At 58.7% G+C, this 23,070-nt stretch carries 19 protein-coding genes and 1 pseudogene; 11 read left to right on the plus strand and 9 right to left on the minus strand.

The window, feature by feature from the left end; translation table 11 throughout:
- Positions 1–6: 6 nt before the first annotated feature.
- Positions 7–1,038 carry a 2Fe-2S iron-sulfur cluster-binding protein gene (locus tag VDP81_RS12300; protein WP_323012493.1) on the minus strand — a complete coding sequence of 344 codons (1,032 nt, stop codon included), beginning with the start codon at positions 1,036–1,038 and terminating at the stop codon, positions 7–9.
- 97 nt (positions 1,039–1,135) lie between these two features.
- On the minus strand, positions 1,136–2,161 hold the full coding sequence (locus VDP81_RS12305; RefSeq protein ID WP_322997110.1) for a hypothetical protein: 1,026 nt from the start codon (positions 2,159–2,161) through the stop codon (positions 1,136–1,138).
- 364 nt (positions 2,162–2,525) lie between these two features.
- On the opposite strand from VDP81_RS12305, the gene paaN reads away from it, so the two are divergent.
- Genes paaN through VDP81_RS12340 form a run of 7 tightly spaced genes read left to right on the plus strand, consistent with a single transcriptional unit; the run spans position 2,526 to position 10,712 of the window.
- Positions 2,526–4,193: a phenylacetic acid degradation protein PaaN gene (gene paaN, locus VDP81_RS12310; protein WP_322997111.1), complete on the plus strand. Its 1,668-nt coding sequence runs from the start codon at positions 2,526–2,528 to the stop codon at positions 4,191–4,193.
- 17 nt (positions 4,194–4,210) lie between these two features.
- Positions 4,211–5,005 carry a 2-(1,2-epoxy-1,2-dihydrophenyl)acetyl-CoA isomerase PaaG gene (gene paaG / locus VDP81_RS12315; RefSeq protein WP_322997112.1) on the plus strand — a complete coding sequence of 265 codons (795 nt, stop codon included), beginning with the start codon at positions 4,211–4,213 and terminating at the stop codon, positions 5,003–5,005.
- Between the two features lie 3 nt (positions 5,006–5,008).
- Positions 5,009–6,535 carry a 3-hydroxyacyl-CoA dehydrogenase gene (locus tag VDP81_RS12320; RefSeq protein WP_323012494.1) on the plus strand — a complete coding sequence of 509 codons (1,527 nt, stop codon included), beginning with the start codon at positions 5,009–5,011 and terminating at the stop codon, positions 6,533–6,535.
- On the plus strand, positions 6,525–6,989 hold the full coding sequence (gene paaI, locus VDP81_RS12325) for a hydroxyphenylacetyl-CoA thioesterase PaaI (protein WP_322997114.1): 465 nt from the start codon (positions 6,525–6,527) through the stop codon (positions 6,987–6,989). The genes VDP81_RS12320 and paaI overlap by 11 nt, the downstream gene beginning before the upstream one ends.
- 27 nt (positions 6,990–7,016) lie before the next feature.
- Entirely contained in the window at positions 7,017–8,339 is a 1,323-nt protein-coding gene (paaK, locus tag VDP81_RS12330; RefSeq protein ID WP_323012495.1) for a phenylacetate--CoA ligase PaaK, read from the plus strand.
- Between the two features lie 4 nt (positions 8,340–8,343).
- Positions 8,344–9,570: a 3-oxoadipyl-CoA thiolase gene (gene pcaF, locus VDP81_RS12335; RefSeq protein ID WP_322997116.1), complete on the plus strand. Its 1,227-nt coding sequence runs from the start codon at positions 8,344–8,346 to the stop codon at positions 9,568–9,570.
- The gene (locus tag VDP81_RS12340; protein ID WP_322997117.1) at positions 9,567–10,712 is read left to right on the plus strand and encodes an ABC transporter substrate-binding protein; all 1,146 of its coding nucleotides are present in this window, start codon (positions 9,567–9,569) and stop codon (positions 10,710–10,712) included. The genes pcaF and VDP81_RS12340 overlap by 4 nt, the downstream gene beginning before the upstream one ends.
- Before the next feature lie 92 nt (positions 10,713–10,804).
- Here the strand turns inward: VDP81_RS12340 and VDP81_RS12345 are convergent, their stop codons facing one another.
- From VDP81_RS12345 to VDP81_RS12375, 7 genes and pseudogenes are all read right to left on the minus strand, one after another.
- Positions 10,805–11,029, minus strand: a complete 225-nt coding sequence (locus VDP81_RS12345) for a DUF2783 domain-containing protein (protein ID WP_323012496.1) — start codon at positions 11,027–11,029, stop codon at positions 10,805–10,807.
- Between the two features lie 4 nt (positions 11,030–11,033).
- Positions 11,034–12,698: an FAD-dependent oxidoreductase gene (locus VDP81_RS12350; protein WP_323012497.1), complete on the minus strand. Its 1,665-nt coding sequence runs from the start codon at positions 12,696–12,698 to the stop codon at positions 11,034–11,036.
- A gap of 4 nt (positions 12,699–12,702) precedes the next feature.
- Positions 12,703–13,434 (minus strand): ABC transporter ATP-binding protein, encoded by a 732-nt coding sequence (locus VDP81_RS12355; RefSeq protein ID WP_322997390.1) that lies wholly within the window; start codon positions 13,432–13,434, stop codon positions 12,703–12,705.
- 189 nt (positions 13,435–13,623) lie between these two features.
- Positions 13,624–14,070 (minus strand): annotated as a pseudogene (locus VDP81_RS12360) (hemerythrin domain-containing protein); the annotation flags it as partial.
- Positions 14,036–14,797: an ABC transporter ATP-binding protein gene (locus VDP81_RS12365; RefSeq protein ID WP_322997120.1), complete on the minus strand. Its 762-nt coding sequence runs from the start codon at positions 14,795–14,797 to the stop codon at positions 14,036–14,038. The pseudogene VDP81_RS12360 and the gene VDP81_RS12365, both read right to left, overlap by 35 nt.
- Before the next feature lie 4 nt (positions 14,798–14,801).
- Positions 14,802–15,734: a branched-chain amino acid ABC transporter permease gene (locus VDP81_RS12370; RefSeq protein ID WP_322997121.1), complete on the minus strand. Its 933-nt coding sequence runs from the start codon at positions 15,732–15,734 to the stop codon at positions 14,802–14,804.
- A gap of 4 nt (positions 15,735–15,738) precedes the next feature.
- Positions 15,739–16,614 carry a branched-chain amino acid ABC transporter permease gene (locus VDP81_RS12375; protein ID WP_322997122.1) on the minus strand — a complete coding sequence of 292 codons (876 nt, stop codon included), beginning with the start codon at positions 16,612–16,614 and terminating at the stop codon, positions 15,739–15,741.
- A gap of 338 nt (positions 16,615–16,952) precedes the next feature.
- Here VDP81_RS12375 and VDP81_RS12380 point away from each other — a divergent pair, with 338 nt between their 5' ends.
- The 4 genes from VDP81_RS12380 to VDP81_RS12395 all read left to right on the plus strand — a co-directional run bounded on the left by VDP81_RS12380 (position 16,953) and on the right by VDP81_RS12395 (position 23,070).
- Complete coding sequence (locus tag VDP81_RS12380; RefSeq protein ID WP_322997123.1) at positions 16,953–18,380, plus strand: NAD-dependent succinate-semialdehyde dehydrogenase; 1,428 nt, start codon at positions 16,953–16,955, stop codon at positions 18,378–18,380.
- Positions 18,381–18,483: 103 nt separating this feature from the next.
- Entirely contained in the window at positions 18,484–20,514 is a 2,031-nt protein-coding gene (locus VDP81_RS12385; protein ID WP_323012498.1) for a bacteriohemerythrin, read from the plus strand.
- Positions 20,515–20,583: 69 nt separating this feature from the next.
- Positions 20,584–22,590: a S8 family serine peptidase gene (locus tag VDP81_RS12390; RefSeq protein ID WP_323012499.1), complete on the plus strand. Its 2,007-nt coding sequence runs from the start codon at positions 20,584–20,586 to the stop codon at positions 22,588–22,590.
- Positions 22,591–22,614: 24 nt separating this feature from the next.
- The gene (locus VDP81_RS12395) at positions 22,615–23,070 is read left to right on the plus strand and encodes a hypothetical protein (protein WP_322997126.1); all 456 of its coding nucleotides are present in this window, start codon (positions 22,615–22,617) and stop codon (positions 23,068–23,070) included.

Below are 23,070 nucleotides of genomic sequence, written 5' to 3' on the forward strand. Positions count from 1 at the left end.
ATTAGGTTAGCGGCCTTGTATGGCCGTATTCTGGATGGGATAGAAGCCTTCCTTGTGGATCAGCTCATCCTGTGCACCCAGGGCTTTGACAGCGGCCAGGCAGTCGTCGACGAATTCGGGGCTGCCGGCAATAAAGATGCTGTGAGCGGAGAGGTCGGGGTATAAGCCAGCCAGCAGGGTATTGATGCGGCCGTGCAGAAAGCCTTCTTTTTCTTCGCGGGTCAGCGTGATTTTATAGTCGAAATTACGATGCTTGGTGCGCCACCAGGCCATCAGACCCTGCCCATAGACATCATTTTCGGTTCGCGCAGAGAGTAGCAGATCCACACGCTTGCGGTAACCGCGCTGCAATGCCGCCTCGGCCAGGTCCATGATGGGGGCCAGGCCGGTTCCCGCAGCCAGGCACAGTACGGGGGTGTCTGCAGAGGGGTCTCCGATGAATGTGCCGTAGGCGCCGTTGATCTTGACGCTATCACCTATCCGAAGTGTTTCGTGTACCCAGGTGCTGGTGACACCGTCTTCGGCGCGTGCTACTTGCAGTGTGATTTCGCCGTCTGGCCGGGGGGGGTTGGCGATGGAATAGGCTCGGCATGGGATGCCGTTGCGTTCGTCACCCAGCGTCACGTACTGGCCAGGCCAGTAGCGGATGGCCTTGCCTACCGGCCGCAGGCGGATTTCCAGGGTACGGGCAGCGACCTCGCGGCGATCGATCAGCACGTACATGGCGTTTTCCCGAGGTGGAAAGAGCTTTGGGCGCGCATCGGCGGTGCCCCATTCAATCACCATCTCTTCGGAAATCTGCTTGCACATGCACATCAGGCCGTAGCCCTGGCGGCGTTCTTCGGCGGTCAGAGCCATGTCCATGACCATGCCCTGGTCGTATTGGCCTTCCAGGACCTTGACCTTGCACTCGCCACAGGCACCCGCCCGGCAGTTGTTGGGCAGGGCGTAGCCTGCGCGTTCGAGGGCCATGAGGGCGGTGTCGCTTTCTTTCCAGTCGACGACCTTGCCGGAGGGTTGGATGACGATGCGTGCCATGAGTGCTTCCGTTGGTTAATGCAGGATTTCAAGTGAAACCCGGCCGAGCGCTATACACGTCGACCGGGTCTTGGTTCAGCGTAAGTGAGTCAGCTGATTAGAAGACCGGGATGATGTCTTCCATATCGACGTCCGAGACTTCTTCGCCGGTGATGCCGACCTCGGGAATCGCGGGGAAGGGGATGTTGTAGTGATCCAGCACCCCTTTGAGGTTGATGATGGCGTTGCGCCAGTTTTCGAGCTTGGCTTCGTAGGTAGGAATACCAAAGCCGGCATTGCGGGCAACTTCTTCGCCAGCGCGCTGGTTTTCGATGAAGTCAGGCGGCAGATCCCAGAAGTCTGCGGGCGGCTCGAACAGCACGGCCGACAGGAACAGGTAACCGGCACGGATCTGCTTCGTGACGATGGCCCGGTTTTCTTCGGACAGGCCTGGATAGTCGCGTTCCATCACAGCCATACAGATGGCCATATGACGACCTTCGTCGCGGCCAACGTTCTTGAAGGCTTCTTTGAAGACGGGTTCACGGGTGTTCTCGTGCATTTGCTTGAAGATGGTGGCGGCAGCGATTTCGCCCATCAGGAATGAGCTGAACAGCACGGCCAGGTCGTATTTCGGGGCGGCGGTCTTGAAGCCGTTCCAGTAGCGCGCGCCATTGAAATACAGCCATTTGGCGTTTTTCTGCAGGCGGCGACCCAGATCGGTCTTGGGCTCGTAGGTGATGGGATCAGGGTGATCCAGCAGCTTGGTGATGGACAAGCCGCACATGATTTCGTGGTTCTGTTCGTCGCTGGTGACCGAGAAGAAACACTTGCGGACCGGGTCTTCCTCGTGATCTTCGTAGGTCTTGATCAGCGCTGCGGCAAACACCGGAGGGGCCGATGCGTCGAAGACGGACAGCAGCGTCCACCAGTAGGCGATGGCTTCGCGTTCTTCCCAGGTGTAGCTCTCGACGTCGAAAGTATCCCAGGGCAGTTCTTCTGGTTTCCAGTATTCGCGCAGGGAGGCTTCCCAGATTTCTTGCAGCTTATTGGTCTTGCGCACCCAGGACAGGGGGTAGACGTTGGGCTGTTCGATCTCGGGTGGGAACTCCATCTTGTCCGCGAAACGTTCCTTGCTGGACATAAATAATCTCCTTGAGTGGGGTAGGGCAATGAGGGTCAGGCTGATTCGAATCATTTTCACCCGATGAATCTCGGGCGTACCGACATCATGTTACGTGGCAGGCCACTTTGTCAATTTATTTGTATCGCTTATTGCTTAGGGTTTTCCTTAGGCCTCAATGAAAAGTGTGATTTTTTATCTAATATCCTTCCAAATAGCCAGTAAATACGTTGCTATAGGCTGTTCTTATGGATTCATCAGCATTTCAGATAAATAAGTTTGGATGCCGAAATCCGATCTGAAAAGTGATACATTAATCTATGAAAGTTCGTTCATTTTCGTATATTGACGCCACAGACCGGGTTTGCCCGGCGCCGGAGGACTCATGTCTCACCCTCTGCTGGATCAGCACCGTGCCCTGCTGGATCATGCACTTGACACCATTGCCACGCGTGGCTATTGGTCTGCTTTTTCCGAATCACCTAGCCCCAAGGCTTACGGAGAGGACGCCCCTGCCGCTGGCCGTGCCGCCTTTGAAGCCCATCTGAATAAGCCGTTCGAACTGAACCAGCCCGGTCAAACCGGCTGGCATGATCAGGAATCCTCGCCCTACGGGCAGGAGCTGGGTATTCGCTATCCGATCTCTGATTCGGATGTGCTGGTGCAGGCCGCCCTGGCAGCTATGCCAGCCTGGCAGGCCTTGGGGGCCGAAGGCCGCGTCGGGATTTGTCTGGAAATCCTGCAGCGACTGAACCGCCAAAGCTTTGAAATTGCCCATGCTGTCATGATGACCAGCGGGCAGGGCTGGATGATGGCTTTCCAGGCGGGTGGCCCCCATGCCCAGGATCGCGGCCTGGAGGCCGTGGCCTATGCTTGGCGCGAAATGTCTTTCATCCCGGCCCAGTCCACCTGGGAAAAGCCCCAAGGTAAGCACCCAGCCTTGGTTATGCAGAAAAACTACGAAGTCGTTGGTCGTGGTGTGGGCGTCGTCATCGGATGTGCCACTTTTCCCACATGGAATACGTATCCGGGGCTGTTTGCCACCCTGGCCACAGGTAATCCGGTCATCATGAAGCCGCACGGCAATGTGGTGTTGCCTGCCGCCATCACGGTGCGTACGATCCGGGCCGTATTGTCCGAGCACGGCCTGGACCCGAATCTCGTCAGCCTTTGCCTGACACAGGATCGTCAGACGGCCCAGTCTCTGTATAAGCACCCCGATGTGCATTCGATTGATTACACCGGCAGCAATACCTTTGGCCAATGGTTGGTCGATCATTGCCGCCAGGCCCAGGTCTATGCCGAACTCGCCGGGGTCAATAGCATCGTGATCGATTCGACTGACGACTATGTTGGCATGTTGCGCAATCTGGCCTTCACTTTGTCGCTGTATTCTGGCCAGATGTGCACGACCTCGCAGGCTCTGGTGATTCCAGCCGCCGGCATCCAGACGAACGATGGTCATAAGACCTATGACCAGGTCTGCCAGGATCTGGCGGATGCCATCACAAAATTCCTGTCGAAACCCGAAGTCGCCCAAGCGGTCCTTGGGGCTATTCAGTCCGACGCCACGCTGGATCGTATCGAGCAGGCAGGCCAAGGGGCCATGGGGCGGGTGGCATTGGCGCCGCGCGCATTGCAATATGATGAATTTCCCCAGGCGCGGGCGCGTACCCCCGTGTTGGTGGCTTGCGATGCTGCGGACGCAGAGCACTTCTCCCAGGAACAATTTGGTCCCATCAGCTTTCTGGTGAAAGCCGCCGACACATCGGCCGCGCTGGATTTGGTCGAGAGCCTGACGCGCCAGCATGGGGCGCTGACATTGGCTGTTTATAGCCAGGACGAAAGCGTCATTGATGCCGCCATTCAGGCTTCATGGCGGGCAAAGGTCGCGTTGTCCATCAATCTCACCGGCGGGGTATTCGTCAATCAATCCGCCGCATTCTCGGATTTTCACGGGACGGGCGGTAACCCGGCAGCTAACGCTTCCTATGCCGATTCGGCTTTTGTGGCCAATCGTTTCCGTGTTGTGCAGCGTCGCCGCCACATCTAACTTAACGCATACCCGACATGACATATCAGAATATCCAGTTTTCAATTGATCAGGGAGTGGCTCGCATCACGCTGTCGCGCCCCGATAAGCTCAACAGCTTCACCGAGGCCATGCACCTGGAACTGCGGGATGCACTGGCTCAGGTGCAGCAGGGCACAGAAGCCCGGGTGCTGGTCATTACCGGGGCAGGGCGGGGGTTTTGCGCCGGCCAGGACCTAGGTGATCGCGGCATGCAGATCGGCTCGGGGAAAGCTCCCGACCTGGGGGCCACCGTAGAGAAATTCTATAAACCCCTGATTCTGTCGCTGCAGAATCTGCGGGTGCCCACGCTGGCGGCGGTCAATGGGATTGCGGCTGGCGCTGGTGCTTCGCTGGCGCTGGCCTGCGATCTGGTGGTGGCGACCGAGTCCTCGTACTTCCTGCAGGCCTTCAGCAAGGTTGGCCTGATTCCGGACACCGGGGGGACCTGGCTCTTGCCGGCGCGGATCGGCATGGCGCGTGCCATGGGCCTGGCCTTGTTGGCCGAGAAACTGCCTGCCCAAAAGGCAGCCGACTGGGGCCTGATCTGGTCCTGCGTGCCGGATGCTGGCTTTCAAGACGAGATCACGCGCCTGGCAGAATCGCTGGCGCAGGCGCCCACGCGCGCCTTGGTGCGTACGCGCCAGGCCATGCAGGCCGCGCCTTCGCATACGCTGGAACAGCAGCTTTCCATGGAAGCCGGCATGATGCGCGAACTGGGCTGGTGCCATGACTACGCCGAGGGCGTGACCGCCTTTCTTGAGAAACGCCCCGCCCAGTTCACGGGGGAATAAGCGATGGCTGCGTTAGATCCCAGTATTGCCGTTGCTGTTATCGGGGCAGGTACCATGGGCGCAGGTATTGCCCAGGTGGCTGCGATGGCGGGCCACCCGGTCTATTTATATGACACGCGTGCGGGGGCAGCAGCTCAGGCGATTGCGGGCATGACCAAGACCTTGCAGGCCCTGGCGGCGAAACAAAAAATCGACGCCGCTCAGGCCTCGCGTGCGGTGGCGGCGCTTCATGCTGCGGACTCTTTGGGTGACTTGGCGGATTGCGGTTTGGTGATCGAGGCCATCATCGAGCAGTTGGACGCCAAGACCGGGCTGTTTGGTGCCCTGGAATCCATCGTTGCGCCCGACTGTCTGCTGGCCACCAATACCTCGTCCATTCCGGTGACGGCAATAGGGGCTGCTTTGAAACACCCTGGCCGCCTGGGTGGCATGCATTTTTTCAATCCAGCCCCCCGCCTGCCGTTGGTCGAAATTATTTCCGGCCTGGATACCACTGACGAAACCGCCCGTACCCTGTTCGATACGGCCGCAGCCTGGGGCAAGACCCCTGTGCTGGCGCGTTCCACGCCGGGTTTTATCGTCAATCGCGTGGCCCGACCGTTCTACGGCGAAGGCCTGCGCCTGTTGCAGGAACAGGCCCTGGATGCCGCCACGCTGGATCACATTCTGCGGGCTTGTGGTGGTTTTCGCATGGGTCCCTGCGAACTCACGGATCTGATCGGTCAAGACATCAATGCGGCAGTCAGCCACAGTGTCTGGACATCCTTTCATTATGCAGCCCGCTTCGAACCTTCTCTGTTGCAACAGGAACTGGTGGATGGCGGTCGTCTGGGCCGCAAATCCGGCCGGGGTTTTTTTGACTATACCGAGGGCGCTGCAGCACCTGCGCCAACGCTGGCAGCAGCCCAGCCTTGTCCAGGCAGCATCACCTTGTTTGGTGATAGCCCCTTGGCTCGGGCTCTGGGTCAGCGCCTGCAGGCTGCAGGTGTCGTTTTTCAGGTGTCTGCGGATCGCGGTGATGGGCGTATCGCCCAGGCCGATGATGCCCTGTTGTACCTGACGGATGGCCGTTCGGCCACCCAGCGGGCCCATGATTTGCAGCAGCCTGCCACGGTATTGTTGGATCTGGCCCTGGACCCCGTCACGGCCAGCTGCATGCCGCTGGCCGCTGCCCGTCAGTGCCCGCCAAGCGCCGTCAATGCGGCCACTGGCCTGTTGCAGGCAGCGGGCCTGGCCGTGGCCCCCATCCGGGATGTGCCCGGCATGGTGGTGATGCGTACTGTTGCCATGCTGGTCAACGAAGCCGCCGATACGGTGAACCAAGGCGTATGTTCTGCCGCCGACGTAGACCAAGCCATGTTGTTGGGCGTCAATTACCCGTTGGGGCCTCTGGCCTGGTGCGCCCGCATCGGGGCCGCTGAAGTCGGCACCGTACTCACTCACTTGCAGACAGCCTATGGCGCTCGTTATCAGCCATGCACGGCTTTGAAATCCTCTATTTATTCAGGAACCCCACTCCATGTCGCATGAAGCCCTAGATCCCCAAACCCTGGCCGAAACCGTGGCGACCGCCATGTGGTCGCGCGATCACGCAGCCCATGCCTTGGATATGCACCTGGACTCCGTCGCCCCGGGTAGCGCCCGCCTGTCCATGACTGTGCGTGGCGATATGCTCAATGGCCATGCTACTTGTCATGGCGGCATGTTGTTCACGCTGGCGGATACGGCTTTTGCCTATGCTTGCAACAGCGATAACCACAATACGGTGGCATCGGCGGCCTATATCGATTTTCTGGCTCCTTCGCGCCTGGGTGATCGCCTGCAGGCGCACGCCCAGGCCCGGACCCCAGGCAGTGGGCGCACCGGTGTCTATGACATTACGGTGCATAACCTGACATCCGGGCGTGATGTTGCCTTGTTTCGGGGCAAATCCCATCGTGTCCAGGGCCTGGTCACTGAGTCCCTTGTGGCTGAAGCCAGCTAGACCAAGAATTTAAGTAGGAGACAAACCATGCCTGTGAAAACAGTCCAACCGGGGGATCTCGCCCCCATCGAAACCGCCAGCCGTGATGAAATCACTGCCTTGCAACTGCAGCGTCTGCAACACACGCTGCGCCATGTCTATGAAAATGTACCGCATTACCGCCAGGCCTTTGACGCCAAGGGTGTGCATCCTGACGATTTGAAGACGCTGGCCGATATCAGCAAGTTCCCCTTCACCACCAAGGAAGATCTGCGGCGCAATTACCCCATGGGCATGTTCGCCGTGCCGCGTGAGCGCATTGCGCGTCTGCATGCTTCGTCGGGCACCACTGGTAAACCCACCGTAGTGGGCTATACCCTGAACGATATCAATACCTGGGCCGATCTGGTGGCGCGTTCTATCCGTGCTGCCGGCGGACGGGCGGGCGACATCGTGCATGTGGCCTATGGCTATGGTCTGTTTACCGGCGGGCTGGGAGCCCACTACGGTGCTGAACGCGCCGGCTGTACGGTGGTTCCCATGTCCGGTGGCCAGACCGAAAAGCAAGTCCAGCTGATCATGGACTTCAAGCCCGACATCATCATGGTCACGCCTTCGTATTCCTTGGTCATCGCCGAGGAATTCGATCGCCTGGGCATTGCTCCCGAGGACATTTCCCTCAAGGTCGGTATTTTCGGTGCCGAGCCCTGGGGCGAGGGCATGCGCAGTGAAATTGAACATAAGCTGGGCCTGGATGCCGTCGATATTTACGGCCTGTCCGAAGTCATGGGCCCGGGGGTGGCGTCCGAGTGCATCGAAACCAAGGACGGCCCGGTCATTTGGGAAGATCACTTCTATCCCGAAATCATCAACCCTGAAACCGGCGAACCCGTGGCTGATGGCGAAGAAGGCGAACTGGTCTTTACGACCCTGACCAAAGAAGCCCTGCCCGTCATTCGGTACCGTACGCGCGACCTGACCCGACTACTGCCGCCCACGGCCCGCAGCTTCCGCCGCATGGGTCATATCACTGGCCGGTCCGACGATATGCTCATCATTCGGGGGGTGAATGTCTTCCCCACCCAAATCGAAGAACAGATCATGCGTGATCCGTTACTCAGCTGCAACTATCAGATTATTGTCTCCAAGGCCAGCCACCTGGACAATATCGAAATCCGCTGCGAGCTGCAGCACGAAGCCAGTAATGCATCGCCCGAAGTCGTTGCCCGTTGTGCAAAGCAACTGCAGCAGCACATCAAGACCAACGTTGGGATCAGCACTCAGGTCGCCGTGCTGCGCCATGGCGAATTGCCCCGTTCACAAACCGGTAAAGCCCGGCGCGTGTTCGATAACCGCCCTCGTCAGGAATAAAGCCATGCATGCCTATCTCTGTGATGCGGTTCGTACGCCAATTGGCCGCTATGGCGGTGCGCTGGCATCCATGCGACCCGATGATCTGGCGGCACTGCCCCTCAAGGCCCTGGCCGAGCGTCATCCAAACCTGGATTGGGCCGCAGTGGATGACGTGATTCTGGGCTGCGCCAATCAGGCAGGCGAGGACAACCGCAACGTCGCCCGGATGGCGGTCTTGCTGGCTGGTCTGCCCGATGCCGTGCCCGGCACCACCATGAACCGCCTGTGCGGCTCGGGCATGGATGCGATCGGCACGGCGGCGCGGGCCATTCGGGCGGGCGAAGCCCACCTGATGCTGGCCGGCGGGGTCGAATCCATGTCGCGTGCGCCTTTTGTGGTGGGCAAGGCCGATAAAGCCTGGTCGCGCCAGGCCGCCATGTTCGACACCACCATCGGTTGGCGTTTCATCAATCCGCTGCTGAAAAAATCCCATGGTGTCCACTCCATGCCGGAAACCGCGGATAACGTGGCGCACGACTACCATATTTCGCGGGCTGACCAGGATGCCTTTGCGCTACGCAGCCAGCAGCGCTGGGCGCGTGCTCAAGAGGCCGGTTTTTTCGCCGATGAAATCATCCCGGTGCGTATTCCACGCCGCAAGGGCGAGGACCTGGTGATCGATACCGACGAACATCCGCGTCCTGAAACCACACTGGATGCATTGGCTGGGCTCAAGGCCATCAATGGGCCTGATCTCAGCGTCACGGCAGGCAATGCCTCCGGGGTCAATGATGGTGCTTGCGCCGTGCTGCTGGCCTCCGAACAGGCGGTCCAGCAATATGGCCTGCGGCCCCGTGCCCGGATTCTAGGTATGGCGGCAGCCGGGGTGGCCCCACGCGTCATGGGCATGGGGCCTGCGCCCGCCGTGCGCAGGGTCTTGGCCCAAACAGGATTGACGCTGGACCAGATGGATGTCATCGAACTCAACGAGGCCTTTGCGGCCCAGTCGCTGGCGGTGCTGCGCGATCTGGGGCTACCGGATGATGCGCCTCACGTTAACCCAAATGGCGGTGCCATCGCCATTGGTCACCCACTGGGCATGAGCGGTGCCCGGCTGGTTACTACCGCCAGTTCGCAGCTTTTGCGTACTGGCGGCCGTTATGCCCTGTGCACCATGTGTATTGGTGTGGGCCAGGGTATTGCCATGATTATCGAAAACCTTACCCCCACCCTAGGAGACAACACATGAAAACTACCTCGTGGCGCTGGATGGCCGGGCTTGCCCTGGTCTCATTTGGCTTGACTGCCCATGCTGCCGACCCGATCAAGATCGGCTCGGTCCTGTCCACCACCGGCCCGGCCGCTTTCTTGGGCGATCCGGAGGCCAAGACCTTGCAGATGTACGTTGAGAAAATCAACAAGGAAGGTGGCGTCCTGAACCGTCAGCTGGAGCTGGTCTCCTATGATGACGGTACTGATGCCAGCAAGGCCAACAGTTTCACGAAACGCCTGATCTATGATGACAAGGTTGACGTCATCATTGGCGGCACCACCACCGGCGCTACCATGTCCATGGTGCCGTTGGTCGAAAAAGCCGAAATCCCGTTCATTTCGCTGGCTGGCGCCGTCGTGGTCATCGATCCGGTCAAGAAATGGGTATTCAAGACCCCTCACACCGACCGCATGGCGGCTGAAAAGGTCTTTGAAGACATGAAGAAGCAGGGGCTCACCAAGATCGCTCTGATCAGTGAGACCAGCGGATTCGGCCAATCCGGCAAGAAAGAATCCGAAATCGTGGCACCCCACTACGGCATCGATATCGTGACCCAAGAGACCTATGGTCCCAAAGACACCGATATGACGCCGCAGCTCACCAATATCAAGAACAATCCTGATGTTCAGGCTGTCTTGATCTTTGGCCTGGGTCAGGGGCCGGCTTTGGTGCAGCGCAACTACAAACAGCTGGATATCAAACTCCCGCTCTATGAGTCGCATGGCGTGTGTTCCGAAGAGTTCATCAAGCTCGCGCGCGATGCCGCTGAAGGCACCCGTCTGCCATGTGCAGCACTGATCGTCGCCGACGACCTGCCCGATTCCGATCCGCAAAAGCCGGTGGTCACGGCCTACGCCAATGACTTCCAGCAGCGTTGGAAGAGCGATGTCTCGACCTTTGGTGGCCACGCCTATGATGCACTCATCATCTATGTGGATGCAGTCAAGCGCGCTGGCACTACGGACAAGGCCAAGGTGCTTGCAGCCCTTGAGGAAACCAAAGGTGTGATGGGCACTGGCGGCGAATTCAATTTCTCGCCCACCGATCATATGGGCCTGGATCTGACCGCCTTCCGCATGCTGGAAATCAAGAACGGCAAGTGGACCCTGATTGACTGACGGTAGGTAGGTGGGCTTAGGTCCACCATTGAAAAAACGGTACGGTTCCTCCAAGGACCGTACCGTTTTTTTAATGCAGCATCCAGAAGGATTCAGATGTCGCGCCGGGCGATCTCCATGGCCTCGCGCAGGATTGCCAGATCGCCAATGTGGTTGGCCAGCAGCAGGATCAGACGTGCATTGACCTGGGTGCTTTGTTCATCGCTGAGGTCATGATGCAGCTGCATCAGGGCTTCGTAGAAATCGTCTCCGGGCGAGTAGGGACGTAGATATTGTTGTCCTGGCTCGCCCAGATTCAGGTTCAGGTTCAGCCCCATGGAATCAAGCCTGGGCAGTGGCCTGGCTGATGGCCTGGCGTACCTGGGCTACATCCAGCTGGTCCCAGCGGGCAGCAATGTGCTGGTCGGGGCGGATCAGCCAGACCGTGCCGGGGCGGGCATCGTAGCGTTCGGCAAAACGTCCGGTGTAGTCTTCGATGACCTGCAGGCCATGCGGCGAGCGCCCGCCCTTCGGGGTGACCAGCATGACATCCACGGAGAGTTTTCCGCCCAGCAGCCCTTGCAGGGCGGATGCTTGCTCGACTTTGGCCGGATCTTCGGCATAAACCAGGAGCTTGAAATCGTTACCCAGGCGGCTGAGTAACCAGAAATGATCGACTTGTGCCCGCATGGGGCAATCGTCGCAGGGGGCACCGGGAATCATGTCGCCGGTATATTGGGTAGTGTCGGGGGTATTCAAAGCGGACTCCTTCAGGACAGTGGGAACGGACAGTCGCCCGGAATTCACCAAGGCCCGGGCAAAAGGATAGTGCTGGGCCAATCCCAGCACGGCGTTGCGAAAGGCCAGGGTAGTCTTGGTCTTTGGGGTGATGAAATCCATGGATCGGGCTGAGTTCTGCAGGTTTTCATCGGCAGCCAGTATGCGTTCGTCGGAATAGCTGTCCAGCAGCTGCTCAGGCGCCAGGCCCTGCACCACCATGCGCAATTTCCAGCCTAGATTGTCGGCATCCTGGATGCCGGCATTGCTGCCTCTGGCCCCAAAGGGCGAGACTTGATGGGCTGCGTCGCCGGCAAACAGCACCCGGCCATGGCGCAGGCGCGGCATGCGACGGCACTGAAAGGTATAGACCTCGACCCATCCGAGTTCAAATTCGTGTTCTTCGCCCAGCAAGGATCGGATCCGGGGGATGACGCGATTGGCCTGTTTTTCAGTTTCAGGGTCGGCGTTCCAGCCTAGTTGAAAATCAATTCGCCAGGTATTGTCGGACTGGTGGTGCAGCAGCACCGATTGGCCGGGATGAAAAGGCGGATCGAACCAAAACCAGCGTTCGGCAGGGAAGTCGGTCTGGATGGTGATGTCGGCAACCAGGAATCGATCCATGAATGGCGTGCCTTCAGCTTCCAGACCCAACGATCGACGCACGGTGCTGCGGGGGCCGTCGCAGGCCACCAGCCAGTCGGCGGCCATGGCATAACTGCCATCGGGGGTGTCTACCTGCAGGGTGACAGTATCGGCGCTAGCGTGCACACCAACGACTCGGTTCTGGTGGCGAAGGTCCAGCAAGGGCAGCGACTTGGCCCGTTGTCGCAGAAAGTCTTCCAGGTAATACTGCTGCAGATTGATCACACCTGCGCGGTGGTGATCTGGCTGGGGCTGTAAGTTAAAACGATATATTTCCTTGTCGCGAAAAAACGTGCGGCCGACATCCCAGCCCACCCCTTTCGCCACGCATTCGTCGCCGACTCCCAGCCGATCCAGGATTTCCAGCGTGCGGGTGGCCAGGCATATCCCGCGCGAACCCACGGCCAGCGCATCGCCCTCGTCCAGCAGCACGACAGGCACACCTTGCTGGGCCAGATCGATCGCGGTGGCCAGACCTACCGGCCCGGCCCCCACGATCACCACTGGGTGGCGAATCAGCGTATTGGATTGCAGCTCGGGTGCCGGGATGTAAGCTTGTTTCTCGTGCTGATAGGTATTGATCATGCCGCTACATGCCTAGATATGCGGCTCGAACCTGTTCATTGCTGATCATTTCTTTCCCGGTGCCTGTGAGGACGATGTTGCCGGTTTCCAGCACGTAGGCCCGGTCTGCGATGCCCAGGGCGGCAAAAGCGTTCTGCTCGACCAACAGAATGGTGATGCCCTGGGATTTCAGGGTGCGGATGACGTTGAAGACCTCGTCCACCAACAGAGGCGCCAAGCCCATGGATGGTTCGTCCAGCAACAGGAGTTTGGGGCCGCCCATGAGTGCCCGGCTGATCGCCAGCATCTGCTGCTGTCCCCCCGAGAGAGTGCCGGCAGGCAGGTGGCGTTTTTCGTGCAGAATGGGGAACATTTCGTAGACCCGATCCAGATCGCGAGAAACTTTTTCCTTTGGGCGCAAATAGGCCCCCAGCAGAAGATTGTCTTCGATGGATAAGGCTCCGAATACCTGGCGGCCTTCAGGACTGTGGCAGATTCCGGCCTGGACGCGGCGATCGGCTCGCAGGCGTGAAATATCGCGTCCGCCGAACTGAATGACCCCCGCGCTCATGGGCTGGATGCCCGATAAGGTTCGCAAAAAAGTTGTCTTGCCGGCGCCGTTGGCTCCGACCAGAGCGACAAGTTCGCCTTTGTAGACTTCGAGGTTGATGCCTTTCAGTGCCTGGATGCGACCGTAACAGGACTCCAGGTCGGTGACCTGCAATAGTGGCTTTTGGCTGGGTGCCGTTGCCGACAGATGTCGAAAGCCCCCTGCCTGGCTGGCGCCCAGCCCTACAGAATCCGGTGCCAGCGAGACGATGCGGTGGTGCAGCTCACGGTATTCGGTCCGGGCATCTTCACCAAATAAGGGATCGTGATGGTCCGAGAAAGCGACCAGGATTTCTTCCCAGTCTTCGGGTTGCAGAAATTTCCGAGCGAGCGGGAATGCTTTGGTTTCCTCGGTGGTGATGTGTTGTTTCAGGCCGTCTATATAGCGGCGCAGGGCTGCTATGAATTCTGGCTGGCTGGCGGATGATGGGCCTTGATCCAGCAACTGGCGTAGCGTCAGCAGGTGTGCTGGACCCTGGACGTGCTCGACCTCCAGGGCGTCCAGCACTTCGGCGACTTCATCCGGGGCGCGCAGGCGCATGGCCTTGAATAGGTGCTGGTCTTCCTTGGCGTGGTGGCAGCCATCCATGAACTCCTGGATATAGTCGAACAGGGCCCGAAAAAAATCGGCCTCGACGTTGGTGCCAGCCTGTAGCTCGTCGATGACCAAGTCCATGGTCCGGGCGATGCGCCAGAGGTTGCGGTGTTCTTCCTGAATAATTTCGAGTGCGTGCATCTGTAATCCCTGATCAGGCGTGACCGCCCAGGTAGGCGGCAATGACATCCGGATTGCGCCGGACTTCGGCCCCTGTGCCTTCGGCCAGGCGTTTGCCGTAATCCAGAACCAGAATGCGGTCGGATAGGTTCATCACCATTTTCATGTCGTGTTCGACCAGCACGACCGTGACCCCTGTGCTGGCGATTCGGCGTACCAGGGCGTCGACTTCCTGGGTTTCCTTGGGATTCAGGCCTGCGGCGGGCTCGTCCAGGAACAGCAGGCGGGGCTTCATGGCCATGGCCCGGGCGATTTCCAGACGTTTGAGCGCCCCGTAGGGCATGCTGTCGGCGCGTGAGCCCACATAGGCGTCCAGTCCGACGAAATCCATGAGTTCCGCAGCTTGTCTGCGGAGCTCGGCTTCGTTGCGGCGCAGTGATGGCACGCGCAGCAAAGCCTTGAACAAGCTGGTGTCCAGGTGCTGGTGGGCGCCTACCATGACGTTTTCAATCGCGCTCATGTTCATCCAGATCTGGAGGTTCTGGAAGGTACGAGCCATGCCGCGCCAGGCCAGGTCACAGGGGGTGTGGCCCTGGATGTCCTGACCCTTCAGCCGGATACTGCCTGAGGTGGGCTTGTACAGGCCTGTGATCAGGTTGAATAGCGTGGTCTTGCCTGCGCCATTTGGGCCGATCACGGAATAAACAATGCCTTCGTCCACCGAGAAGCTGACATCCTGGACAGCGCGCACGCTGCCGAAATGTATGGATAAGTTGTTGACTTCGAGCAAGGGCATGGTGTCAGTTCTCCAGGCGCAGGCGGGCTGCCAGGGTGGGCACGATACCGCGTGGCAGGAAAATCATGCATAGAATCAGGATGGCGCCGTAAATCACGACTTCCCAGCCTTCGAAGGTAGCCAGCAACTGGGGCAGAGCGGTCAGCAGTACCGCCCCGAGCACCGATCCGAAGACTGAAGCCATGCCTCCTACCACCACCATGGTGATGAGTTCGATAGAGTGGAAGAAATTCGCGACATCCGGCGTGATGAAGCCGATATAGTGGGCAAAAATACTGCCCATGATGCTGGCTACCACCGCCGAGAGCACGAAGATCGTGGTTTTATAGCGAGGCACGTCGATTCCCACCACCTGAGAGGCGACCTCGGAGCCGTGCAGGCCGCGCAGGGCCCGGCCAAAGGGTGAATTGATCAGGTTCAGTGCCCCCCAGACGCTCAGGACCAGCAAGGCCGCCACCACCCAGTACCACTGGCGGTCGCGCATGAAGGAAAAGCCCAGAACCTCCATGGATGGCACCGGCATGCCATCCGGCCCGCCGGTGTAGGCGGCTTCGTTGGTGATGACGATATGGATGATGATGCCCAGGCCCAGCGTGGCCATGGCCAGGTAATGACCCTTCAGGCGCAGAATGGGACGGGCCACCAACAGTGCCAGAACGCCGGACCCGATTGCCCCGATCGGCAGCGCCAGCAGCGGATGCATGTCAAAATGGGTGGGCAATACGGCGCTGGTATAAGCACCCAGGCCGACGAATCCGGCATGGCCCAGGCTGATCTGTCCGGCATAGCCCACCAGCAGGTTCAAACTGAGCACAATGATGGCATTGATGGCCATGCGGATCACGATATCCAGATAAAAGCTGTTAGGGACCAGAAATGGCACCGCACAGAGCACGACGGCTAGCAGAGCCAGCCCGATTACAGAACGACGGTTCATTTGATTACACCCGATCGGTTGAACGACCGCCGAACAGGCCGCGCGGCATGAAGAACAGAATCAGCAAGATCAGCACGAAGGGGATGGCGTCCTTATAGGCCGACGAGATGTATCCCGCGCCCATGGCTTCGAGTATGCCGACCAGCAAACCGCCGACGACGGCCCCCAGCCCATTGCCCAGGCCGCCGACTACGGCAGCGACAAAGCCTTTGAGGCCGAGCATAATACCGACGTCATAAGAGGTGAGCGTGATGGGCGTGATCAGGATGCCACCCAGGGCTCCCAGGCCAGCGGCCAGCGCAAAGCTCATGAGCAAGACCCAGCCTGTGCTGATGCCGACCAGTTGTGCCGCGATCTGATTGATGGAGGTGGCCAGCATTGCTTTGCCTGACATGGTGCGGCTGAAGAAATACCACAGCAGCACCACGACGATGGAGGTGACCCCGAATACCCAGAGGCTTTGGGGCAGCAGAATGGCGCCCATAATGTTCAGGGGTTCTTGACCCGTGAAGGGGGGCAGGCTGTGGGCGTTCTTGCCCAGCCACACCTGGGTCAGGCCGCGAATCACCAAAGAGGCGCCGATGGTGATGATGATCAAAGTAACGGTGTCCGCATTTTTAACGGGTTCGATGGTCAGTTTTTCCATCAGCATGCCGACCACGGCAGGCAGGATGACTGCCAGTGCGAAGGCGGGGGCCCAATGCATGCCGGTTTGGGTGAAGAACACCGCCAGCATGCCGCCCAGCATGATGAATTCGCCTTGGGCAAAGTTGATGACATTACTGGCGTTGTAGATCAGGTTGAAACCCAGGGCTGCCAGGGCATATGTAGCCCCCACAGTCAGCCCTGAAAACAGGAACTGCAGAAATTCTGCTTGCACGAAAAGTCTCCTACGGGGGACTGGCGGAAAAAGGGAGTGGCTTCCAGTCTGTCGCTACTTGTATTACAAACAATCTCTAAAATCGAGGTTGTTTGGTATCGGATTAAAAGTAGTGGAATTAGCGCTACAGATCAATAGCGTATCGTTAATTTCAGACAGAAACTCGGGAAAACCAGCAAGCAATCAGATGCTCATCTGATCTATTCAGTTGTTAATCGAATGGATAATCTAGGCTTAAACCATCCCAAGATGATTGAGTTTGGAAATTATTTGGTATCACGTCTTGAATTGCCCCTGTATTCATGGCTATCATCGTGCCTAAATAGGAGACTAGCATTATGTATACCCCGTTGGCTCTATATATAGACGGTAAGTTTCTGGATGGCGATGGCCGCCAGCATCAGGATGTGATCAACCCGGCTACCGGCGAGATCCTGGGACGCTTGCCGCATGCCAGCCCGGCTGATCTGAATCACGCGTTGCAGGCTGCTGAACGGGCCTTTTCCAGCTGGCGTCATAGCTCGCCCATGGATCGTTCCGCGATTTTGCGCCAGGTGGCCACCCTGACCCGCGAGCGTGTCGATGCCATTGCCCGCTGTCTGACGCTGGACCAGGGGAAGCCATTGGCCGAGTCCCGCGGCGAGCTGTTGTCCTGCGCCGACCATGCCGACTGGCACGCCGAGGAATGCCGCCGTATCTATGGGCGTGTCATTCCATCGCGTAAACCGGAAATTCGCCAGATGGTGCTGCGCGAACCCATCGGGGTATGTGCCGCTTTCACCCCCTGGAACTTCCCTTATAACCAGGCAATCCGCAAGATCTGTGCCGCCATCGGCGCGGGCTGCACCATTATTCTCAAGGGCCCAGAGGACGCACCCAGCGCGGTCATGGCGATTGCGCAGATGTTCCACGATGCAGGCTTGCCGCCGGGGGTGCTGAATGTGGTCTGGGGGGTGCCCTCAGAAATTTCCGATACATTGATTCGTTCGCCTATCGTGCGCAAGGTATCGTTTACTGGGTCGGTGGCGGTCGGCAAGCACTTGGCCGCCCTGGCTGGGGCTCACATGAAGCGTGTCACGATGGAACTGGGCGGTCATTCGCCCGTGATTGTGTACGATGATGCCGATGTCGCCAAGGCCGCCCGCCATCTTGCCCGCTTCAAGGTCCGCAATGCCGGCCAGGTTTGTATCTCGCCTACCCGCTTCTATGTGCAAGACGGCATTCACGATGCCTTTGTCGAGGCTTTTGTCGCCGAGATGCGCAAGATCCGCGTGGGCGATGGCTTGGCTGAAGACACGGACATGGGGCCTTTGGCGCATGAGCGCCGGGTGCCTGCCATGGAACGCTTCGTCGAAGACGCCCAGGCGCGTGGTGCCCGGGTCTTGCTGGGTGGCAGTCGGCTGAATCGGCCAGGTTTCTTCTTTGAACCAACCGTCGTGGCGGATGTGCCCGACGATGCTTTGCTGATGACCGAAGAACCTTTTGGGCCGATTGCGCCGATCACCCGGTTCAGTGCCGACGAGGACGCTCTGACGCGTGCAAATTCTTTGCCTTATGGGCTGTCGGCGTATGTGTTTACCCGCAGTCTGCACCGCGCTCATCAAGCCGCCCAAACACTAGAGGCCGGCATGGTGAATATCAATCACTTTGGCAGCGCATTGCCCGAAACGCCTTTTGGGGGCGTCAAAGACAGCGGGATTGGCAGCGAAGGCGGCAGCGAGACCTTTGATGGCTATCTGGTGACTAAATTCGTCACCCAGATCTGATTGGGTACTCTGTTGTTCCTGAAAATTATTTCATCAGGCGGCGGCAGTGGCTTCGTGCCACGCCGGACCATCATCGCCAGCTTGGCTCACGTGGGTTGAGGATATGCGGAATTTGAAGATTGGCACCAAACTGTTGCTGGGTTTTAGCCTGGCTATGCTTCTGATTGTCCTGATTGCTGGGATAGGTATCTGGCGCATCGTCAGCACCGAAAACACCAATACCGAGCTGCAGTACCGGCAAGAGGTCCACACTCTCGGCCTGCAGTGGCTGCGCCTGACCCAGGTGAACCGCGAACGTGACCGTGCCATCGGGGTGATGACCAACCGGGACCAGATCGCGGCCCTGCAGGACTTGGTCAGCCAGACCAGCAAGCGGATCAGCCAAGTAGAGCAGCAGGTCAAAGACCTGATCTACGAATCCTCGGATAAGGCGCTGTACCAGAACATACTGACGGCCCGTCAGACCTTTCTGAAAACGCGTGATATAGCCCGCGAGGCACAAGACAAAGGCGACATCATCCGTGCCAATGCGCTTTACGAGACGGATATCCCGCAGTTGCTGGATAACTATGTGGCGCAGATTTCTGCGTTTGCCGAGCAACAGGCAACGCTGGTCAAGGAAATCAGCCAGACTTCGGTGCGTGATGGCCAGACCAGTCTGCCGATCCTGTTGCTGGCTACCTTGATCGCCATCATCTTGCTGCCTTTATTTGCCTGGTTGATTACCCGCAGCCTGAAAAATCAACTAGGAGGAGAGCCCAGCCATGCCGCGTTGGTGGCCGAGCGCATTTCCAAGGGAAACCTGGATGTCGACATCCAGGTCCGGAAAAATGACAAGACCAGCCTGTTGTATGCCATGAAGCGCATGCGGGCCAATCTGGCGCGGCTGGTGGGCGATATGCAGCTGGGTTCCAGTTCCATTGCCGGGGCGGTTGGACAGATCACCGAAGGCAGCCTGGAATTATCCTCGCGTACCGAGACTCAGGCCAGTTCGCTGGCGCAGACTGCCGCCACCATGGAGCAGCTTACGGCAACCGTGCGTCAGAATGCCGATAACGCCCAGCAGGCCAATGACCTGGCCAGCACCGCCGCCCAGACCGCCTCCGAAGGCGGGGCCATCGTGACGGAGCTGGTCACCACCATGGGTGAGATGCACGGCAAGGCGCAGCAAGTGGCCGATATCGTGGGGGTGATCGACAGCATTGCTTTCCAGACCAATATCCTGGCACTGAATGCGGCTGTCGAGGCCGCTCGGGCAGGTGAGCAAGGCCGTGGTTTTGCTGTGGTCGCCGCCGAGGTCCGAGCCTTGGCCCAGCGTAGTGCCGGGGCCGCCAAGGAAATCAAGGTCTTGATCGATGACTCGGTCAACTCTGCTGCCAAGGGCAACGAGCAGGCCGGGCGGGCCGGTGGCACCATGCAGGGCATTGTGGATGGGATTCACCGCGTGACCGAAATCATGAGCGAAATCAGTGCTGCCAGTCGTGAGCAGGCAACGGGAATCGAGGAAATCCAATCCGCCATTAACCAGATGGACAGCGTCACACAACAAAACGCCAGCCTGGTCGAACGATCCGCTGCCGCCGCGGCCAGTCTGCAGGCGCAGGCGGATGCTTTGGCGCAGTTGGCATCAGCATTTCATCTGTCTGGCTCCGTCGAGGTTGATACTGAAATGGTCGAGGGCAATGATGCCCTGTCATATTCGCGCACGTTATTGCAGGCGCCAAAGACCGGGACCATGTTCTACCCCTGGACCCGTGAACTCGAGGTGGGCATCGGGGTGATCGACAAGGACCACCAAAAGCTGGTCCAGCTGATCAACTCTCTGCACGAATCCATGACTCAGGGCCACAGCAAGGAAATCATCGGCAAGGTCCTGGACGAGCTGATTTTCTATACGCAGGATCACTTCACCCGTGAAGAAAAAATGATGCGCGATGCCGGATATACAGGCTACGAGCAACATAAAAAGGTTCATGATAATCTGGTCAAAAAAGTTGTCGAATTCCGCGACAGCTATCATGCGGGACACTCCAATGTATCGGTGGAACTCTCGAACTTCCTGCGTAACTGGCTCAGCACCCACATCATGAAAACCGACAAGGACTATGCCCCAGTGATGAAAGCTTCTTTATGATGTGCACATCTTTTATGCTTTAAGCTGGGCGCTTCCTCTGGCAGACCAACAAAAATTATCTGGATAGTGATGAAAAAAACGCTTGTGTGCGCGGCATCCTTGTTGACTCTTTTTTTGGTCGGCTGTGATAGTTCTGGCGGATCGGATGACAAGCCTAAAAACCCGGACGCAGCCTGCCTGGAAAGCGGTGAATACGCCTGCCAGACAGGTGCCACAGAACCCCTGTATCCCTTTCAGTGGGCGCTGAATTACGCCGATAGCTATTTCAAGGACTATCCGGATGTCTTTGGTGGTGGGGTGGACCTCAATGTCGAGCCCGTTCATCGCCAGGGCATCAAGGGCCAAGGGGTGCGTGTGATGGTGGTGGACTCTGGGGTGGATTTGCACAATCCCGATCTGGCCCCCAATGCCGACTTCGGGATGTCCCATAATCTGGTCGATGGCACCAACGATCCCTACCCCCAGGCGGGCAGCCCCCGAAGCGATCCTCACGGCACCAATGTGGCTGGCATGATTGCCGCCGCACAGAATGGCCAGGGCGTTATGGGTATTGCGCCGCTGGCCACGCTGGGCGGCGTCAACTATCTGGAAAACCAGGGTGCCGCCAATATGGCCGCTGCACTGGGGGGGGCGTCCTGGTCCAGTCCAGCGGATATTTTCAACGGCTCGTATGGCAACTCGATGGGATTGTTGCCCTATGATTCCCCAAGCGATTATCAGACCCCCATCATTCGCTCGATGAAGAAATTGCGGGATGGCAAAGGCGCTATTTTCCTGAAGGCCGCTGGCAATGATTTCGATGGCGACTACTGCAGCCAGTCCGGGGTGGCTTATTACGACTGCTCCAACCCTGCCAATGACGCCAGTGGTTCGCGCGAACCTAATGCCGTCGTGGTTGCCGCCATCAATGCGTTTGGCGAATCCAGCAATTACAGCAGCGTAGGCTCCGTGATCTGGGTCAGTGGCATGGGGGGGGAATACGGTTCGGGCGGCACCTATGGCGAAGTCGCCACAGGCCCCTACAGCGGTCCCACGATCTTCACCACCGATATGCGTGGCTGTGGCGTGGGGTACAGCAAAACAGGCGAGCGTACCGCCTTTCTGCGTGGTGAATCCCAGCGCAATGGGGTGCCGGACAATCCCGATTGCGATTATTCGTACATGAACGGCACTTCAGCGGCCACTCCGACGTTGGCGGGAGTGGCTGCCTTGATCCTTAGTGCCAATCCGGACCTGAGCTGGCGGGATGTGCGCGATATTCTGCGCCTGTCCGCCCGCAAGGTCGATGTGGATTACACCCAGGGTTCGCCGGACCCGGCCGGCCAGATTCCCTATGGGGCCTTGATGAATCTGCAGACCAATCAACTGCAGCCCCGGTTGGGCACAAAACAGGACATTCGTGTCGGCTCTACGGCGGTGCCGATCGATCTGGGTTGGCAGATCAACGGCGCGGGCAACGAGCATTCCAACTGGTATGGTTTCGGGGTGCCCGATGCGGAACGCGCTGTTGCCCTGGCACAGGAATACAAAAACGGAACTCGACAGAGCAAGCGGCAGGACATCAAGATTCCGGCATTCCAGAATATTGGGTTTTGGCACCTGGGGGATGATTACCTCGGTTATGCGCCCGATTCGGGTGTGCCCTTGCAAAGCCAGCCTTTCCCGTACCGCCAGGTTTCTCTGCTGGCGTCTTGGCAGTCATCGGATCAGATCGTCGATTCCGTCCAACTGCGCCTCAGCGGCAAAAATGTCTGCCTGGGCTCATTGGGTCTGGCCGTCAAGTCCCCGGCAGGCACGGTATCGTTGCTCAAGCTGGCCAATGATCACTATGCTTTTTTTGGGACAGATGCCTTCGTCGCTTATGGCCTGAGCAGCGTGTCTTTTTATGGCGAACAAGCCCGGGGTGAATGGCAGGTCTTCCTGATGGCGGCCAACCCGGAGATTCTTCCGCAGCCATTCGAAAGCAAAGACGACAGCGGTCAGACTGTGGAAAATCGCCCAGCCCCTTGCGTCCCAGGTACTCAGCCCGATGCAGCTTACGCCTTTCTGGCAGAAGCCCGCATCATTGCCCAATAAGCGCCCCCCAGACAGGAACCCTTCATGAAAATCATCTATGCGCTTCTCAGTGGTGTGGCGATGGCCGCTTTGGCCTTGTCTGCCCAGGCAGCCGATGCCTACCAGCCTGGCCAGCGCCTTCAGGCAAAGCAAATCCAGCGCCTGGGACAGTTGCCTGTCTACACCGTGGATAAACAGCAATATCGCCTGTTGCCCCAGTCTGCTGCAGGGGGCCGTAGCCTGCTGTTGGATGCTCAGGGCGTGGTGTTCAGCAGTCAGAATGAAATCCTGATCACGGGGGCAACCGAAAACGATGTCCAGTTAGGGGCCGGGAAAGGGCCTGTGCCGGTGTCGGTTCAGTCTTTTGCCGCCACGGGTATTGTGGTGTTGCGCTATGCGGATTTCGGCTCTGCTGTCAGTGCACTGGCCTGGCTGCAGCAGCAACTGCCGCAGGCTTCGCTCCACCTGGCCATCGAACAAGCCCCGCTCAAGCCCTCCTGA

This window comes from Castellaniella sp. (assembly GCF_034675845.1).
Lineage (GTDB): Bacteria > Pseudomonadota > Gammaproteobacteria > Burkholderiales > Burkholderiaceae_B > Castellaniella.

What these genes read in the sequence shown, in the direction of transcription:
- VDP81_RS12300 (WP_323012493.1), bottom strand. Translation starts at nt 1,038, where the DNA reads ATGGCACGCATCGTCATCCAACCCTCCGGCAAGGTCGTCGACTGGAAA.
- VDP81_RS12305 (WP_322997110.1), bottom strand. Translation starts at nt 2,161, where the DNA reads ATGTCCAGCAAGGAACGTTTCGCGGACAAGATGGAGTTCCCACCCGAG.
- paaN (WP_322997111.1), top strand. Translation starts at nt 2,526, where the DNA reads ATGTCTCACCCTCTGCTGGATCAGCACCGTGCCCTGCTGGATCATGCA.
- paaG (WP_322997112.1), top strand. Translation starts at nt 4,211, where the DNA reads ATGACATATCAGAATATCCAGTTTTCAATTGATCAGGGAGTGGCTCGC.
- VDP81_RS12320 (WP_323012494.1), top strand. Translation starts at nt 5,009, where the DNA reads ATGGCTGCGTTAGATCCCAGTATTGCCGTTGCTGTTATCGGGGCAGGT.
- paaI (WP_322997114.1), top strand. Translation starts at nt 6,525, where the DNA reads ATGTCGCATGAAGCCCTAGATCCCCAAACCCTGGCCGAAACCGTGGCG.
- paaK (WP_323012495.1), top strand. Translation starts at nt 7,017, where the DNA reads ATGCCTGTGAAAACAGTCCAACCGGGGGATCTCGCCCCCATCGAAACC.
- pcaF (WP_322997116.1), top strand. Translation starts at nt 8,344, where the DNA reads ATGCATGCCTATCTCTGTGATGCGGTTCGTACGCCAATTGGCCGCTAT.
- VDP81_RS12340 (WP_322997117.1), top strand. Translation starts at nt 9,567, where the DNA reads ATGAAAACTACCTCGTGGCGCTGGATGGCCGGGCTTGCCCTGGTCTCA.
- VDP81_RS12345 (WP_323012496.1), bottom strand. Translation starts at nt 11,029, where the DNA reads ATGGGGCTGAACCTGAACCTGAATCTGGGCGAGCCAGGACAACAATAT.
- VDP81_RS12350 (WP_323012497.1), bottom strand. Translation starts at nt 12,698, where the DNA reads ATGATCAATACCTATCAGCACGAGAAACAAGCTTACATCCCGGCACCC.
- VDP81_RS12365 (WP_322997120.1), bottom strand. Translation starts at nt 14,797, where the DNA reads ATGCCCTTGCTCGAAGTCAACAACTTATCCATACATTTCGGCAGCGTG.
- VDP81_RS12370 (WP_322997121.1), bottom strand. Translation starts at nt 15,734, where the DNA reads ATGAACCGTCGTTCTGTAATCGGGCTGGCTCTGCTAGCCGTCGTGCTC.
- VDP81_RS12380 (WP_322997123.1), top strand. Translation starts at nt 16,953, where the DNA reads ATGTATACCCCGTTGGCTCTATATATAGACGGTAAGTTTCTGGATGGC.
- VDP81_RS12385 (WP_323012498.1), top strand. Translation starts at nt 18,484, where the DNA reads ATGCGGAATTTGAAGATTGGCACCAAACTGTTGCTGGGTTTTAGCCTG.
- VDP81_RS12390 (WP_323012499.1), top strand. Translation starts at nt 20,584, where the DNA reads ATGAAAAAAACGCTTGTGTGCGCGGCATCCTTGTTGACTCTTTTTTTG.
- VDP81_RS12395 (WP_322997126.1), top strand. Translation starts at nt 22,615, where the DNA reads ATGAAAATCATCTATGCGCTTCTCAGTGGTGTGGCGATGGCCGCTTTG.